Origin of the sequence: Paenirhizobium daejeonense (assembly GCF_014280875.1) — a bacterium.
Lineage (GTDB): Bacteria > Pseudomonadota > Alphaproteobacteria > Rhizobiales > Rhizobiaceae > Allorhizobium > Allorhizobium daejeonense.
This window is the reverse complement of record NZ_JACLAL010000006.1, coordinates 231,566-247,528: the sequence shown is the minus strand read 5'-3', so window position 1 is coordinate 247,528 and position 15,963 is coordinate 231,566. Positions and strand designations below refer to the sequence as shown.

The window sequence follows — 15,963 nt, the reverse complement described above, 5'->3', positions numbered from 1 at the left end:
GAATGGTGCCTCTATGGAACCGTCAGTCCGCGAAGACCACCAGCAGGTCCTTGGCGTCGATCTGGTCGCCGGTTCTGACCAGCACTTCGGCAATGGTGCCGTCGCGATCCGCATGAAGCGCCGTTTCCATCTTCATTGCTTCGATGGAAAGCAGCACGTCGCCCGACTTGATCGACTGGCCGGCAGAGACGGAAACGGTCGAGACCACACCCGGCATCGGTGCGCCGAGATGGGCGGAATTCGCCACGTCGGCCTTGCGACGCGCCAGCGAGGTGGCGGCGCGGTTGCGATCCGGCACTTTGATCAGGCGAGGCTGGCCGTTCAGCTCGAAGAACACCTTCACCATCGCCTGTTCGTCCGGCTCGCTCCTGGCCTGATGCAGAATGACCAGCGATTTACCGCGCTCGATCTCGGGCTGTAACTCCTCGCCCGGCGCCAGCCCGTAGAAATAGGCAAGCGTCGGCAAAACGCCGACAGGGCCATAGGTCTCGGCGACCAGCGCGTAGTCGGTGAAGACCTTGGGATACATCAGGTAGGATGCGAATTCGAAGTCGGAAACCGCACGCTCCAGCTTTGTCTCAATCGTCTTGCGCTCCGCCTCGAGATCGGCCGGCGGCAACAGCGAGCCGGGGACTGCCGTATAAGGCTTGTCGCCCTTGAGCGCTTTCTTCTGCAGGGCCTCCGGCCAGCCGCCGGGAGGCTGACCGAGGTCACCCTTCAGCATGGAGACCACGGAATCCGGGAAGGCGATGTCCTTCTCCGGGTTTTCGACATCGGCCACGGTCAGGTCCTGCGAAACCATCATCAAGGCCATGTCGCCGACCACCTTGGAGGACGGCGTCACCTTGACGATATCGCCGAACATCTGGTTCGCGTCGGCATAGGCCTGCGCCACCTGATGCCAGCGCGTCTCCAGACCGAGCGAACGTGCCTGTTCCTTGAGGTTGGTGAACTGCCCGCCCGGCATTTCGTGCAGATAGACTTCCGAAGCCGGTCCCTTGAGATCGCTTTCGAAGGCCACATACTGGTGACGGACGGCTTCCCAATAGAAGGAAATGCGCCGGATCCACTGCGGATCGAGGCCCGGATCGCGCTCCGAACCCTTGAGCGCCTCCACGATGGAACCGAGGCAGGGCTGCGACGTATTGCCGGAAAGGGCATCCATTGCCGCATCCACAACATCGACACCCGTTTCTACCGCCGCAAGCACGGTCGCGGCAGCAATGCCGGACGTGTCATGCGTGTGGAAATGGATCGGCAGGTCGGTCGCCTCGCGCAGCGCCTTGAACAGCACCCGGGCAGCAGCCGGCTTGAGCAAGCCCGCCATGTCCTTCAATGCGATCATATGGGCGCCTGCCCGCTCCAGCTCAGTGGCAAGAGCGGTATAGTACTTGAGATCGTATTTCGGCCGGGCCGAATTGAGGATATCGCCGGTATAGCAGATCGCGGCTTCGCAGATCTTGTTCTCTTCCGCCACTGCATCCATCGAGACGCGCATGTTGTCGACCCAGTTGAGGCAGTCGAACACGCGGAACACATCGATGCCGCCCTTGGCAGCCTGGCGGACGAAATACTTCACAACGTTATCGGGATAATTCTTGTATCCCACGCCGTTTGCGCCGCGCAGCAGCATCTGCAGCAGCAGGTTCGGCGCATCCTCGCGAATACGGGCAAGACGATCCCACGGATCCTCGGTCAGGAAGCGCATGGAAACGTCGAAGGTGGCGCCGCCCCAACATTCCAGCGAGAAGAGCTGCGGAAGCGCCCGGGCATAGGTGCCGGCGACCCGCGCGATGTCATAGGTACGCATGCGCGTCGCCAGAAGCGACTGGTGACCGTCGCGCATGGTGGTATCGGTCAAGAGCACCTGCTTCTGCGCCCGGATCCATTCGGCAAACTTCTTCGGCCCGAGTTCATCGAGCTTCTGCTTCGTACCGGCCTGGATATCACCCTCGATGAAGGGAACCACGGGTGCGGCGATATCGGCTGCGGGCTTCGGCCGGCCCTTGGCTTCAGGATGCCCGTTGACGGTCACGTCGGCCAAGTAGGTCAACAGCTTCGTCGCGCGGTCCTGCCGCTTCACCTGCTGGAAAAGCTCCGGCGTCGTATCGATGAAGCGCGTCGTATAGCTGTTGTCGAGGAACTTCGGATGCGTGATGATCGCTTCGAGGAAGGTGAGATTGGTCGCCACCCCGCGAATACGGAACTCGCGCAGGGCGCGGTCCATCCGGGCGATCGCTTCCGCCGGCTGCGGTGCCCAGGCAGTGACCTTGACCAGCAGCGGATCGTAGAACCGGGTAATCACAGCGCCCGGATAGGCTGTTCCACCATCGAGACGGATACCGAAACCCGAGGCAGAGCGATAGCCGGTGATACGACCATAGTCCGGGATGAAGTTCTGTTCCGGATCTTCGGTCGTGATGCGGCACTGCAGAGCGTGGCCGTTAAGCCGGATATCTTCCTGCTTCGGAACGCCCGATTCCGGCGTACCGATGGCAAAGCCGTCGAGAATGTGGATCTGAGCCTTGACGATGTCGATGCCGGTCACCACTTCGGTGACGGTGTGCTCGACCTGGATGCGCGGGTTCACTTCGATGAAGTAGAACTTGCCGGTATCGGCATCCATCAGATACTCGACGGTGCCTGCGCCGATATAGTTCGTCGCCTTGGCGATCTTCAGCGAATAGTCGGCCAGTTCCTGTCGCTGGGCGTCAGAGAGATACGGCGCCGGTGCGCGCTCGACCACCTTCTGGTTACGGCGCTGGATGGAGCAGTCACGCTCGAACAGATGCACGACATTGCCGTGCGTGTCTCCGAGAATCTGGCTTTCCACATGCCGCGCCCGCTCGACCAGCTTTTCCAGATAGACCTCGTCCTTGCCGAAGGCGGCCTTCGCCTCGCGCTTGGCCTCCGTCACCTCCCGGATCAGGTCCTTGGGATCGCGGATGGCACGCATGCCGCGTCCACCGCCGCCCCAGGAGGCCTTCAGCATCACCGGATAGCCGATCTCTTCCGCCAGCCGGTGGATTTCCGCGGGATCGTCCGGCAGCGGATCTGTTGCCGGAACGACCGGAACGCCGACCGAAATCGCCAGATTGCGAGCAGCTACCTTGTTGCCGAGCTGGCGCATGGTTTCGGGCCGAGGACCGATAAAAGTGATACCTGCAACGTTGCAGGCGTCCACGAATTCGGGACTTTCCGACAGAAGGCCATAGCCCGGATGGATTGCGTCGGCACCGGAAAGCTTTGCGACGCGAATCACCTCATCGATCGAAAGATAGCTTTCGATCGGTCCAAGCTCACGGGAAAGATGCGGCCCCCGGCCAATCTGATAGCTTTCGTCCGCCTTGAAGCGATGTAACGAAAGCTTGTCTTCCTCCGCCCAAATCGCGACTGTTTTCAGGCCGAGTTCGTTTGCGGCGCGAAAGACGCGAATGGCGATTTCAGAGCGGTTGGCGACAAGTATCTTGGAAATGGGCAAATCGGTCTCCTCAAACGACAGGCCAGTGCTTTTTTGCAACTGCGAAATATCTTCATAACCTGTCGTTCGGAGCAAGCCCCATCCACGCCGTTTTGGCGAAAAAATTACCCCTTATCAGGTGATGAGGCCGAGCCTGAGAGCCAGTGCCACGACATGCTGGCGGTTCTTGGCGTTGAGCTTGTCCTGGATACCGTTCATGTACCAGTCAACCGTATGGTTGGAAATCTGCAGAACCCTGCTGATCTCGTTGGAGGTCATGCCGTCGGCAAGATAGTTGAGAACCTCCATCTCGCGCCGCGTCATCTTGGTATCGACGCTTGCCGCGGCGTCCAGTTCCTCGGTGTCCTTCTTCAACTCGAGCAGACGCCAGAAGGCCTTCTTGGCAACGGCGTCGAAAAGCGACATTTCCACGGGCGAAAGATCGACCGGCTTGCCTCCAAGCGTCATGTTGCCAAGCAGACCCTGACGTCCATGAATAGGAAAGATATAACCGTCCTCTAGGCCGAATCGTATCGATTCGCCCATCATCCGCTCCATGCGCTTGCGATGGGGGTCATTGCGGAAGGCGGCGATGGTATCGCGCCAGCGGAAACCCTTCTGCGCCTGCGCAAGGTAACGGATCGTCGGATCGATCAGCACGAACTTCTTGGCGATATAGGTTTCCGGCCAGCGATCCGGCCACCGCCCGACAAGCACGAGCTTCATTGGATTCTCGTGGGGCTTCGGATGACGCAAAAGACCATAATAATCAAAACGATAAACGCGGAGAAGCTTCTCCAGCTCGACAACAACTTCTTCCGGTGACCTGCATTCATCCGCAACGACCAGGAACTGAATTATCTGATTGACACTCACGTGAACCCCCAAAACCGCCGAGGCGGCAACATCACGAAAAAGCCATAGCTTTCGCGTTTGACTTGCGCCCGTCCGGCACGATGTAAACCATTTGCTACCATATCTGGTTAGGAGGCATTTAAATTCGATATCCGAAATCTAGCCATTCAAGCCGGAACTGAACAACCAAAATCCCCCGCGCGTCCTGACTGCGGCATATCTTCTGATGCCTGCCAGCCATGGCAGCGCAACCAATTACTCCGGTTTCCCGTACTCCTCTTGCCTTGGCGCCCGAAAAGCGCTTGAAGCTGTAAGAGGATAGCGGTTTACCGACGAGAGAACGCAATTGTCCCTGTTTCAAGTCTACATCAAGGCGCTCAAATACCTCTCGACCTATCGGTTCCGGGTGGCGCTGGTCGTTTTCGCCAACATCATCCTCGCCGTCATCACCATCGCCGAGCCCATTCTTTTCGGCCGCATCATCGATGCCATCTCCGAAAAGCGGGATCCGAAGATGATCCTTATCGCCTGGGGCTGTTTCGGCATCTTTAACACTTTCGCATTCGTACTCGTTGCCCGTGAGGCCGACCGCCTCGCCCACGGCCGCCGCGCTGACCTCCTGACCGAGGCCTTCGGTCGCATCATCTCCATGCCCCTGAGTTGGCACCAGAAGCGGGGTACCTCGAACGCGCTCCACACCCTGCTGCGCGCCAGCGAAACGCTGTTCGGCCTCTGGCTCGAATTCATGCGCACCCACCTTTCAACGGCCGTGGCGCTCGCGCTGCTGATTCCGACCGCCTTTTCCATGGACGTTCGCCTCACCGCCGTCCTGATCGTCCTCAGCATCTTCTACGTTCTGATCGGCAAGACGGTGATGACGCGGACCAAGGAAGGGCAGGCCTCCGTCGAGAGCCATTACCACACCGTCTTTTCCCACGTCAGCGACTCGATCAGCAACGTGTCGGTCCTGCATAGCTACAACCGCATAGAAGCGGAGACGCGCGCCCTGAAGCGCTATGCCGAGCAGCTTCTCGCCGCCCAGTATCCCGTTCTCGATTGGTGGGCCATCGCCAGCGCGCTGAACCGCATCGCTTCGACCATCTCCATGCTGATCATTCTGGTCATCGGCACGCTGCTCGTCCAGCAGGGCCAACTCAAGGTCGGCGACATCATCGCCTTCACCGGTTTCGCCACGCTGCTGATCGGGCGACTCGACCAGATGCGCCAGTTTGCGACTCAGATCTTCGAAGCCCGCTCCAAGCTCGAGGACTTCTACCAGCTTGAGGATGCCGTGCAGGAGCGGGAGGAACCGGCGGGCGCTATCGAACTGCAGAACGTCAAAGGCAATGTCGAGTTCCGCGGCATTTCCTTCGATTTCGCCAATACCGGACAAGGCGTCCATGACGTGTCATTCTCTGTGAAGGCGGGGCAGACGGTGGCCATTGTCGGCCCGACAGGCGCCGGCAAGACTACGCTCATCAATCTGCTGCAGCGCGTCTACGAGCCTCACCAGGGCAAGATCCTCATCGACGGCACCGACATTTCCACGGTCACTCGCAAATCGCTGCGTCATTCGATCGCCACCGTGTTCCAGGATGCAGGCCTGCTCAACCGCTCGATCCAGGAAAACATTCGGCTTGGCCGCGAGGACGCGACTGAGGAGGAGGTCATGAAGGCGGCGGAAGCAGCGGCGGCAACCGACTTCATCGAAAGCCGTCTAACGGGTTATACCACCGTGGTCGGCGAACGCGGCAACCGGCTCTCCGGTGGCGAACGCCAGCGCATCGCGATTGCCCGTGCAATCTTGAAAAATGCTCCGATCCTCGTCCTCGACGAAGCGACCAGCGCGCTCGACGTGGAAACCGAAGCACGCGTCAAGGATGCCATCGACCGGCTGCGCAAGGACCGCACAACCTTCATCATAGCCCACCGTCTTTCCACGGTACGCGAGGCAGATCTCGTGCTCTTCCTCGATCAGGGGCGCATCATCGAGATGGGTGGTTATGACGAACTGAGCGCAAAAGGTGGCCGTTTCGCCTCTCTTCTGCGCGCCAGCGGACTGCTTGCGGAAACCAAAAGTCAGTAGGCTTTCGTATCTCTGTAAGCACCGCGGATATCGAAGGAGACGCAATAGGCCCGGAATAGGTCGATGCCGGAGCGGTTTCGACTATATCCGCTCTACGGGAAAGATGAGAAGTTCCCGGTGCCCGTAAAGCCCGAGATCATCAATGCCGCCTCGCCTATTCCGTCTGATGACGGTCCTCCTTTGCCTGTTTTTCGCGCCACTCCCCCTCGTCTTCGCACAAGAGGGGCTACGTGAACGGGAGGATCGCTGGAACGAAACGGCAGAACGAGCCGAGGAAGCGATTCTCAACGGCGCGGCATCACCTGCAGCACTGGAAATCCTGCGTGAGGAGCTTGCCGTCCAGAGGGCCGAAGCGTTCGAGCTCACGGGTGCCGGCAGCATCACCGTCGAAAGCCTCAAGGCGCAACTGGAAGCCCTCGGCCCGGCCCCGAAAAAGGATGAGAGCGAACCGGCATTCCGCGCCACGCGGCGCGCCGAACTGACAAACGCGTTGTCCGAGGCGGAAGCACCCATCCTTGCCGCGCGGCAGTCCTACAGCCGGGCGGAAGTGCTGATCGGCGGCGTCGACAGGCTCATCCGTCAGGCGCTGCGAACTGAGATGCTTGCCCTGAGCCCCTCCCCTTTCATTCCGGCGAACTGGGTTCCGGCTCTTTCAGACGCCGGCGAATACATTGCGCGCATCCATGGAGAGATCATTGCGATGCTGCGAAATCCGGGGAACGCGCTTCTCCTGCGGGAACGGGCGCCCGCCGCCGTGTCGATGATAGCGGGCGCGCTATTCATTCTCGGCCTTCTCCAGCCCACCCTGATCCGACGGCTGGAGAACCGGGTCCGCGATCCGCGGAAGGCCCGGCGCAATAGCGGCATGGTCGGCGCCCTTGCGCTGCGTCTCGCCCTGACGGCAATCGCCGCCGCCCTCTTGTCGCTCGCCCTGCAGACCCTGGATTTCGTGCCGCCCTCCGCAAGGACCGCGGTCAACGCACTTCCGAACCTCGTTTATGTCGCGGTTGTGCCTTATTGGCTCGGGCATCTGATCTTCGCACCCTCGATGCCGGAAGGCCGGCTGTTGCAGATGGAAGACGCACTCGCGCGGCGAGCCAGCCGTTACTGCACGGCGCTCGGTATTGTCGTCGTGTTCGAGGCGATCAACCAGTTGGTGGAGATCGATTATACATTCACCGCCGCGACACGCTCCGTCTGGGCTGCTATCGTCGTGCTTTCTGGCAGCTATTGCCTCTGGCAACTTGCCCGCATCCTTGTCCATGCCGGCCGTGACGATCCCGCCAACCCATCCGACGAGCACGATGGCGGCGTGCTGTTGATCGGTCGGTTGATACAGCTGGTTACCGGTGCCGCCGTTGCATCCGTTGCCGTCGGCTATGTCGAGATCGCCCGCGAGGCGATGGACCCGATGATCATGTCGCTCGGCCTCGCTGGCGTCGCGGTCGCCGTGCACAAGGTCCTCGTCTATCTGCTCCTCAGGCTTCTGGGCAGAAGCGGCTACGGGGAGACGGCCGCGCAATCGCTCCTGCCGGTCGGCGTCGCCATCCTGGTGACGCTCCTTCTCCTGCCGGTCCTCGCCCTGCTCTGGGGTGCGCGAACCGCCGATCTGACCGATGCCTGGACCCTGCTGAATGAGGGTGTCGAGATTGGTGGCCGCCGCATCTCCGTCACCACCGCCGCCATGCTGCTGGCCGTCTTTGCATCCGGTATATTCGCCACGCGATGGCTCCAGCGTTTCCTCGGCAGGACCGTATTGCCGCGCACGCGGCTCGACAGCGGTGGCCGCAACGCGGTCGTCACGGGTTCTGGCTATGTCGGCCTGATCCTCTCGGCGCTCGTCGCCGTTTCGGTCGCAGGGCTGGACCTTTCCAACCTGGCAATTGTTGCCGGTGCGCTCTCGGTCGGCATCGGTTTCGGCCTGCAGGCGGTGGTCTCCAACTTCGTTTCCGGCATCATCCTGCTCGCCGAACGTCCGATCAGGGAAGGAGACTGGATCGAGGTATCCGGCCATTCCGGCATCGTGCAGAAGATTTCCGTCCGCTCCACCCGAATCGAGACCTTCGACCGCCACGACGTGATCATCCCGAACGCCGACCTCATCACCGGTACGGTGAAGAACATGACGCTGAGTTCCACCATCGGCCGCATCATCATACCCGTCAGCGTTTCCCATCGCAGCGATCTGGAGCTTGTCTCATCCATTCTGCGCCAGGCGGCCGAGCAGCACCCCAGGGTCGAGAAACAGCCCGCACCCGCGGTACCGCTTGTCGGACTTGGGGAAAGCTCGATGGATTTCGAACTCCGCTGTTTCATCGATGACGTGTCCGCCGGACTGTCCGTGAAATCGGATCTGCTTCACAAGATCCATTCGGCCTTGGCGCGGGCCGGCATAGACATTCCCCATCCCCACCGCGATGTCCTCGTGCGCAATGTCGATGAGATCGCGAAAGCCTTTCTCGGCAATTTGCCGCCAGTGCCGGGGCCTCGCGATACGCCAGCCCCGCAGGCTTGAGCGCCTGCACCATCAGGCATAGCCGGTATGCGCAGCGGTACCTTCTTTAGCGGATTCTTTTCTTGACAATGCGCATCTGGTTTTGCAGAAAGGAGGGGCTGAAAGTCATGTTTCCTGGTCCACGAAACCATGCTGGTTTGTAGCTGCAATTTCATCACCGATAAAGAAATCAGGGACGTTATAAACGAGCTCCTTGACGAGGACTGTTGGCAGCTCATCGTGCCTGCAAAGGTCTATCACGCCATGGGCAAGCGCGGCCGTTGCTGTGGCTGCTTCCCGAATGTGGTCGACATCATCATCAAGACGACTGAGGAATATCACGCTGCCCACAAGACGGACGGAGTGAAGGTGTGCGACTTCATGGAACGCCTTCGTCGTTTTCATGAGGAGCAGCGGCTGGCCAATCTCGAGCGTCGCCGCAATCTTGGCAAGGTCGCCTGACATCAGGTACAACTCGCTGCATCACCTTCATGCAACCTATCCATGAAATTCCGTTCTTTCGAAGACGTGTATGGAACGCATCCGCAATGGCGATCGTTTTCAAAAGTGCGTTGCTGTTCTAGGATGATTATGGCAGTGTGCGCCAAAGTCGAATTAGAATAATTCTAAAATTTTGCGTGAAGCCGCTCAAGGAGCTTCGTGCTGGTCATTGCAACACAGGTAGAGGATATCACCACCATGAAGGGCGATAAGAGAGTCATCGAAAGATTGAACGAGGCGCTGTTTCTCGAGCTCGGCGCAGTCAACCAGTACTGGCTGCACTATCGCCTGCTGGAAGACTGGGGCTACCTGAAGCTCGCCAAGAAGGAGCGGGCCGAGTCGATCGAGGAAATGCAGCACGCCGACAAGCTGGTTGCCCGCATCATCTTCCTCGAAGGCCATCCGAACCTGCAGACGCTTGCGCCACTTCGCATCGGGCAGAACGTCAAGGAAGTCCTGGAAGCCGATCTCGCCGGCGAATACGACGCCCGCACCTCCTACAAGAAGTCCCGCGATATCTGTTATGAGGCCGGCGACTATGTTTCGATGAAGCTGTTCGAGACCCTTCTCGCCGATGAGGAAGGCCACATCGACTTCCTCGAAACCCAGCTCGAACTGCTCTCCAAGATCGGCGAGCAGAAGTACGGCCAGCTCAACGCGGCCTCCGCCGACGAAGCGGAATAACCACAGACCCAAATCCAGTTTTCATATGAAAAGACCGGCGCTCTCAACGATCGCCGGTCTTTCTCGTAAACCCTGTCGGTATCGGGATCAGGCAGTAACGCCGGCCAGATGCGAGAATTCCGCCACGACCTCGTCATAGACCTGGCGCTTGAACGGAACGATCAGCTCCGGCAACTCGGCCATCGGCTTCCATGCCCAGGCGTCGAACTCGGCGACATGTCCGCCCGGCGGCGGCGAAATTGCAATCTCGTCCTCATTGCCTTCGAATCGGAAGGCAAACCAGCGCTGCGTCTGGCCGCGATACTTGCCCCTGAGGCCGATGCCGATCAGTGCGGGGGGAAGGTCGTAATTGATCCAGCGTCCGGCCTCAGCGAGAAGCGACACGCTCTTCATGCCGGTTTCCTCGTAAAGCTCGCGGATCGCGGCAGCGAGCGGCTCCTCTCCCTTGTCGATACCGCCCTGCGGCATCTGCCAGAGCATCGGTGAACCGTCATATTCCGAATTACCTTCCGGTATCCGCCGGCCTGCCCAGACAAGGCCGGCGCGGTTCAGCACCATGACACCCACGCAGGGGCGGTAAGGCAGGTCTTCAGCTCTGATCTTGGGCTCGCTCATGGCTCTCGTCTCATCCTTTGATTATTCCCCTTCGGTCGCAAATGCGGATACGCCGACGATCTCTATGCCGCGACCAGAGGCTTCCTTGGCCCACTCCCGGATTGCAAGGATCGTTTCGTCGAAAGCCGAGGCCGTACCGATTGCCCCTCCGCTGCGTCTGGCAATGCGCTCCAGTTCGTCCAGTTTGTCGAGAATGGCCCGCCGGTCGAGCTGCCCGTCGAGCAAAAGGTTGCCATAGGCCTGCGGCATGCCGATCGCCTTGGCGAAATCGCCACTCAACGAACGCGCAGTGGATCCATCGTCCAGGAACAGCAAACCACGCTTGCCGATATCGCGCATCACTGGCTCCAACGCCTCCCCGTCAGCGAGGAACCGGCCACCCATATAGTTCATGATGCCGGTATAATTGGTCATGCGCGCCATGGCTTGATGCAGGTTCTTCAGATTTTCATCGGCGCTCTTGCCTATCAGCAGTGTACCGCGGCCGGGATCATTGGCCGGATAATCAATAGGCTCGAACGGCACCTGCAGCAGGACCTCGTGACCCTTGCGACGCGCCTCCTGCATCCAGCGGGTCAGACTGTTGCCCGTCGACGCAAAGGCAAGCGTGACTTCCGGGGGCAGCTCTCTGACAGCCTTCTGGCTGCCCGTCTGGCTGAGGCCGATGCCCCCGACGACGATGGCGATACGGGTGCCACGCGCGCCGGACCACGGCCGGGCATAAAGATCGACGGGCCGCAACCCATCCGGCCCAACCACCGGAATACGGCCTTCGGGCGTATCCTCAAGCAGGTTCTCGTCGGGAAGGGAGGCCATCCGCGGATCCTGGCCAACGTCCTGCGTGCTGATCAGGGCGGGACCTTTGCCATCCCGAGCCTTGGGCGAATATTTCGTCACCACCGAACCGTCTTCGGTCACGGTGCGCTCGACATTGGCACCGGAACGCGGACGGCTGGCCTCCATTCCGCCACCGGCACCCGGCTTAGACGCAGACGCATCAGCGGGCATGGTATCGGCAGTTTCCGGCTGATCCGTCATATACAGCGCCGTAAGCGGCAGGGGCATGAAGGTCGAATAGGAGGAAAGCCCGAGGAGGCCGATAGCGACGAGCCAGCCTGCAAGCGAACCCAGAGGGATCCGACGACGGGCGCCACGGTCTTTGCGGCTCTGACCGAGCGGTGCGTGCAGATCGGCGCTCAAGGTTCTATCCGCTCCCGGGTCGCAGAGGCGTTCGGGCGCCGGATTGCTCCGGCACCCTCGTGATTACTTCGAAACGACGGCCTTCTGCGGATCCGGCGGGAAGGAAGGATCCGTCTTCACGCCGCGCAGCAGATCGAGCGCGTAATTGAGCTGGATGTCGTCCTTGGCTTCCGGCGGAACGTAAGCCGAGGAGCCGGAGCCTTCCTCGTTCTCGTTCTGACCCTTGATGTGACCCGGCAGGGCGGATTCGCCTTCGGAGCGGACCTTACCCTGAAGTTCCGGCGGCAGCGGCTGTTCGACCTTGACGTCCGGTTCGATGCCGGTGCCCTGGATCGACTTGCCTGACGGTGTGTAATAAAGCGCCGTCGTCAGGCGCAGAGCACCCTTTTCACCCATCGGAATGATGGTCTGGACTGAACCCTTGCCGAAGGAACGCGTACCGACGACGGTCGCGCGCTTCAGGTCCTGCAGTGCTCCGGCAACGATTTCTGACGCCGAAGCCGAACCGCCATTGACCAGCACGATCAGCGGCTTGCCATCGGTCAGATCGCCGGCGCTGGCATTGAAGCGGCGGGTATCTTCGGGATCGCGCGAACGCGTGGAAACCACTTCGCCGCGCTCGAGGAAGGCATCCGACACATAGATCGCCTGGTCGAGCAGGCCGCCCGGGTTGAGACGAAGGTCAAGGACAAAGCCCTTCAGCTTGTCGGCCGGGACTTCCTTCTTGATCTTGGCGATCGCGGCTTCGAGGTCGTCATAGGTCTTCTCCGTGAACGAGATCACCCGGAGATAACCGACGTCCCCTTCGACGCGCGACTTGACCGCGCGGATAGGAATGATTTCGCGCACGACGCTAAGCTCGATCGGCTTGTCGGCGCCCTTGCGCAGGATGGTGAGCTTGATCGGCGTGTTGACCGGGCCGCGCATCTTGTCGACGGCCTCTTCCAGCTTCAGGCCGCGAACGGACTCGCCGTTGATATCGGAGATGAAGTCGCCAGCGAGGATGCCTGCCTTGGCGCCGGGCGTGTCGTCGATCGGCGTGATGACCTTGACCATCTCGTCTTCCATCGTCACTTCGATGCCGATGCCGCCGAACTCACCCTTGGTCTGGGTCTGCATGTCTGCAGCGTCCTTGGCATTCATGTAGACCGAATGCGGATCGAGCGAGCTCAGCATGCCGTTGATGGCGTTTTCGACCAGCTTTTCCTCATCTGGCGGCGTGACGTACTGGGCACGCACGCGCTCGAAGACGTCGCCGAAGATCGACAGTTCCTTGTAGGTCGAGGCTCCCGCTGCCTGAGCAGGAATTCCGGCCGAATAAAGAACGCTCATCGCAGTCGCACCCATCAGTGCACCGACGAGAACAAGAGAGACCCTACGTACCATTATCAGCCTTTCCAGAATCGTTCCCTGTCCACCACGGACGGGAATCAACCGGTTTTCCATCTTTGCGAAACTCAATGTAAAGGGTCGGACGATCGGTTTCCAGCGCCAAACCCGTCGCGCTCGCCACTCTTTTTTCTCCCATCACCGCCAGCGGTTCGCCCGAGAGCACAAACCTGCCCTGGCTGGTGCTGATCCTGTCCATGCCTGAGAGAACGACATGATATCCATCACCGGTATTCAGGATCACCATCTGTCCGTAACTGCGAAATTCCCCCGCGAAAACCACCCAGGCATCCGCAGGCGCCGTAACAAGCGCACCGGCAGACGCCGCGATCACCATGCCCCTGGCAGGATGCCCCGTGCCATCCGGATCGCCGAACTGACGCAGGATATCGCCAGCCACTGGCAGTTCCAGTTTTTTCTTCAGTTCCGAGAAGGGATATGCGGGCGCAATACGGTTTTTATCGGGCAGTGTGGAGAGCGCCAGCTCCCGTGCTTTCTGCTTTTGTTCCTCGGTCTGTTGCCGCCGTTTCTCTTCTTCCGCACGCGCCGTTTCCGCCGCCTCGCGCACCGATGAAATTTCGCTTTCCAGCGAGGCGATCAGGCCTTCCATGGTGGAGGCGCGTTCGGCAAGCTGTTCCGCCCGCCTCCGTTCCGCGTCCAGCTCCTCGGCATTCTGCTTCGAAAGCCGACCGTTTTCGACGAGCAGCAGATCCATCCGCCGTTCTTCCTCCTGCCGGCTCTGCATGGTCGTAACGAGGCTCGTCATTTCCTTCTGGCCTTCGTCGCGCAGCCGCAGCAACTCCTGCAGATCGGCGGCGAGTTTATCCGTTTCCTTGCGCACGCCGGGAACCACGGCCCCGAGCAGGATGGCTGTGCGCACCGAGGCAAGCGCATCGTCCGGGCTGACCAACAGGGCCGGCGGCGGATTGCGGCCCATGCGCTGCAGCGCCGCCAAGACCTCCGCCAGAACCGCACGCCTTTCCTTGAACGAGTGGCGTATCTTGTCTTCCCGAACCCCGAGATCAGCGAGCTTACGCTCGCCCTCGGCCATCTTCCGCTCCAGATCCTTCCGCCGAGAAGCGGATTCGATCAGCGCCGATTTCAGGCTCTCGGACGTCTTTGCGATAGCAGCAATGCTCTGCTGCAGGTTTTCGGATTTTTCCTGCGAAAGCTGCATACTGCGGGAAAGCTCCTGCAGTTCGCGACCGATCTGGTCCCGTTTAAGGCGCAGCGCCTGCGCTGCATCATCCACCCCGGATTGAGGTGCAGCATTTGCGGCAGATGCGACGCCAGGCGTTGCGGGGGATACTGCGGTAGAGGCAGCCGGATCTGCAGGTTCGGTCGGCTCCTGAGCCCTCGCCGGCGGCAGGGCATGGCCGACCATGACCGCCGCAAGCACCAGCGCTCCGCCCGCGCCGGCACGCAAGGCACGGCGTCCGGACGTCGTCACCGCTTTTCGCATGAATGGTCGTTTGTCTTGTCGCAAGGGACTTTCCCGGTTCGCCGCGGAAATTACGCTGATTTGCCTTCAGGCGCAAAGCGCCGTGCGGCAACCGGCCGGATCAGACCCGGTGATAGGGATGACCGGTAAGAATGGTGACAGCCCGGTACAGCTGTTCTGCGATCAGTATCCGCACGAGTTGGTGCGGCCAGGTCAGTCTTCCGAGGTTGAGGACGACCTTTGCACGCTCCCGAAGGTCCGGATCGACGCCATCCGCGCCGCCGATCACGATTGCGAGATCACGCTGCCCCCTGTCACGATGTTCGCCGAGCAATGTTGCAAACTCCTCGCTGTCGAGCGCCTTGCCACGCTCGTCGAGAACAACGATCATCGCGCCGTCCGGTATGCTTTTCAGCAGTTCGGCGGCTTCCTCACGCTTGCGCGTCTGCGCGTTTCCCGCGCGGCTTTCGGTAAGTTCGACCATGCGGGAAAGCTCAAGGCCGCTCGGCGGTCCTGCTTTGGCAAACCGGTCCAGGTATCGGGACGCAAGTTCCTTCTCCGGCCCGGATTTCAGCCGGCCCACGGCATAGATTCCAATTCGCATGTCGCACTCCATCCATTTCGGCCGCAAAAGCGGGTCAGCAGCGATAACTCGGATCGCTGCATCGCTCGGCTCCCTTCACTGCCGGGTGAGCGGCAGCCGGCCGACAGTCGATGGTTTAGTGCAGCCGCCCTTCCTCGATATCCGGAGCCGCCCACATCTTTTCGATGTTGTAGAACTCTCGGATTTCAGGACGGAACACATGCACGATCACGTCACCGGTGTCTATCAGCACCCAGTCGCCTGTTTCCAGTCCCTCGACACGAGCGGAGCGGAAGCCCTCGTCCTTGAGGTCGGAAATCAGGTGTTCGCTGATTGCGTTCACATGCCGGTTAGAGCGCCCGGAGACAACGACCATGTAGTCGCCCAGCGCGGATTTTCCGGCAATGTTGATGGTAACGATATCTTCTGCCTTGGAGTCCTCGAGACTTGCGAGGACCAGCTCAAGCTCGCGGGCTGCGGCATCGGCGCCACGTTCCGGGCTTTTGGGAAGGACGACAGGCATCTTTCCCTTGGTGTGTACTGTTGTCAGAGTTTTTCCTTTCCTTGGCATAACAGAACAGCACTTCGGCGATTCCCTAGTTTGGAGATCGCTCATAGAAGGTGGCACCGTTCCGTTAATCTTTCAAGAGAGCCC

Annotated in this window: 12 protein-coding genes; 4 read left to right on the top strand and 8 right to left on the bottom strand. The window is 60.4% G+C overall.

Annotated elements, in window-relative coordinates; all coding sequences use genetic code 11:
• Positions 1-22: 22 nt before the first annotated feature.
• Together pyc and H4I99_RS16345 are read right to left on the bottom strand one after the other, a co-directional pair.
• Positions 23-3,481, bottom strand: coding sequence for a pyruvate carboxylase (gene pyc / locus H4I99_RS16350; protein WP_163902137.1), 3,459 nt, complete (start codon positions 3,479-3,481; stop codon positions 23-25).
• A gap of 114 nt (positions 3,482-3,595) precedes the next feature.
• Positions 3,596-4,336 carry a LuxR family transcriptional regulator gene (locus tag H4I99_RS16345; RefSeq protein ID WP_163902139.1) on the bottom strand — a complete coding sequence of 247 codons (741 nt, stop codon included), beginning with the start codon at positions 4,334-4,336 and terminating at the stop codon, positions 3,596-3,598.
• A 325-nt stretch (positions 4,337-4,661) separates the two neighbouring features.
• On the opposite strand from H4I99_RS16345, the gene H4I99_RS16340 reads away from it, so the two are divergent.
• The 4 genes from H4I99_RS16340 to bfr all read left to right on the top strand — a co-directional run bounded on the left by H4I99_RS16340 (position 4,662) and on the right by bfr (position 10,080).
• Positions 4,662-6,401, top strand: coding sequence for a glucan ABC transporter ATP-binding protein/ permease (locus H4I99_RS16340; RefSeq protein WP_163902141.1), 1,740 nt, complete (start codon positions 4,662-4,664; stop codon positions 6,399-6,401).
• A gap of 142 nt (positions 6,402-6,543) precedes the next feature.
• Positions 6,544-8,916, top strand: coding sequence for a DUF3772 domain-containing protein (locus H4I99_RS16335; protein ID WP_163902143.1), 2,373 nt, complete (start codon positions 6,544-6,546; stop codon positions 8,914-8,916).
• A 114-nt stretch (positions 8,917-9,030) separates the two neighbouring features.
• A complete protein-coding gene (locus tag H4I99_RS16330) occupies positions 9,031-9,357 on the top strand; it encodes a (2Fe-2S)-binding protein (protein WP_244625148.1) in 327 nt (108 codons plus the stop codon).
• Positions 9,358-9,594: 237 nt separating this feature from the next.
• Complete coding sequence (gene bfr / locus H4I99_RS16325; protein WP_163905944.1) at positions 9,595-10,080, top strand: bacterioferritin; 486 nt, start codon at positions 9,595-9,597, stop codon at positions 10,078-10,080.
• A gap of 87 nt (positions 10,081-10,167) precedes the next feature.
• Here the strand turns inward: bfr and H4I99_RS16320 are convergent, their stop codons facing one another.
• The 6 genes from H4I99_RS16320 to rsfS form a co-directional block, all read right to left on the bottom strand.
• Complete coding sequence (locus H4I99_RS16320; protein ID WP_163902146.1) at positions 10,168-10,695, bottom strand: RNA pyrophosphohydrolase; 528 nt, start codon at positions 10,693-10,695, stop codon at positions 10,168-10,170.
• A 21-nt stretch (positions 10,696-10,716) separates the two neighbouring features.
• Positions 10,717-11,895, bottom strand: a complete 1,179-nt coding sequence (locus H4I99_RS16315; RefSeq protein ID WP_163902148.1) for a divergent polysaccharide deacetylase family protein — start codon at positions 11,893-11,895, stop codon at positions 10,717-10,719.
• Between the two features lie 63 nt (positions 11,896-11,958).
• The gene (locus tag H4I99_RS16310; protein ID WP_163902150.1) at positions 11,959-13,281 is read right to left on the bottom strand and encodes a S41 family peptidase; all 1,323 of its coding nucleotides are present in this window, start codon (positions 13,279-13,281) and stop codon (positions 11,959-11,961) included.
• Entirely contained in the window at positions 13,271-14,668 is a 1,398-nt protein-coding gene (locus tag H4I99_RS16305; RefSeq protein WP_244625146.1) for a murein hydrolase activator EnvC family protein, read from the bottom strand. Before H4I99_RS16305 ends, H4I99_RS16310 begins: the two co-directional genes overlap by 11 nt.
• Before the next feature lie 178 nt (positions 14,669-14,846).
• Positions 14,847-15,329 (bottom strand): 23S rRNA (pseudouridine(1915)-N(3))-methyltransferase RlmH, encoded by a 483-nt coding sequence (rlmH, locus tag H4I99_RS16300; protein ID WP_163902154.1) that lies wholly within the window; start codon positions 15,327-15,329, stop codon positions 14,847-14,849.
• Positions 15,330-15,444: 115 nt separating this feature from the next.
• Positions 15,445-15,879, bottom strand: coding sequence for a ribosome silencing factor (rsfS, locus tag H4I99_RS16295; RefSeq protein WP_163902156.1), 435 nt, complete (start codon positions 15,877-15,879; stop codon positions 15,445-15,447).
• Positions 15,880-15,963 lie beyond the last annotated feature (84 nt).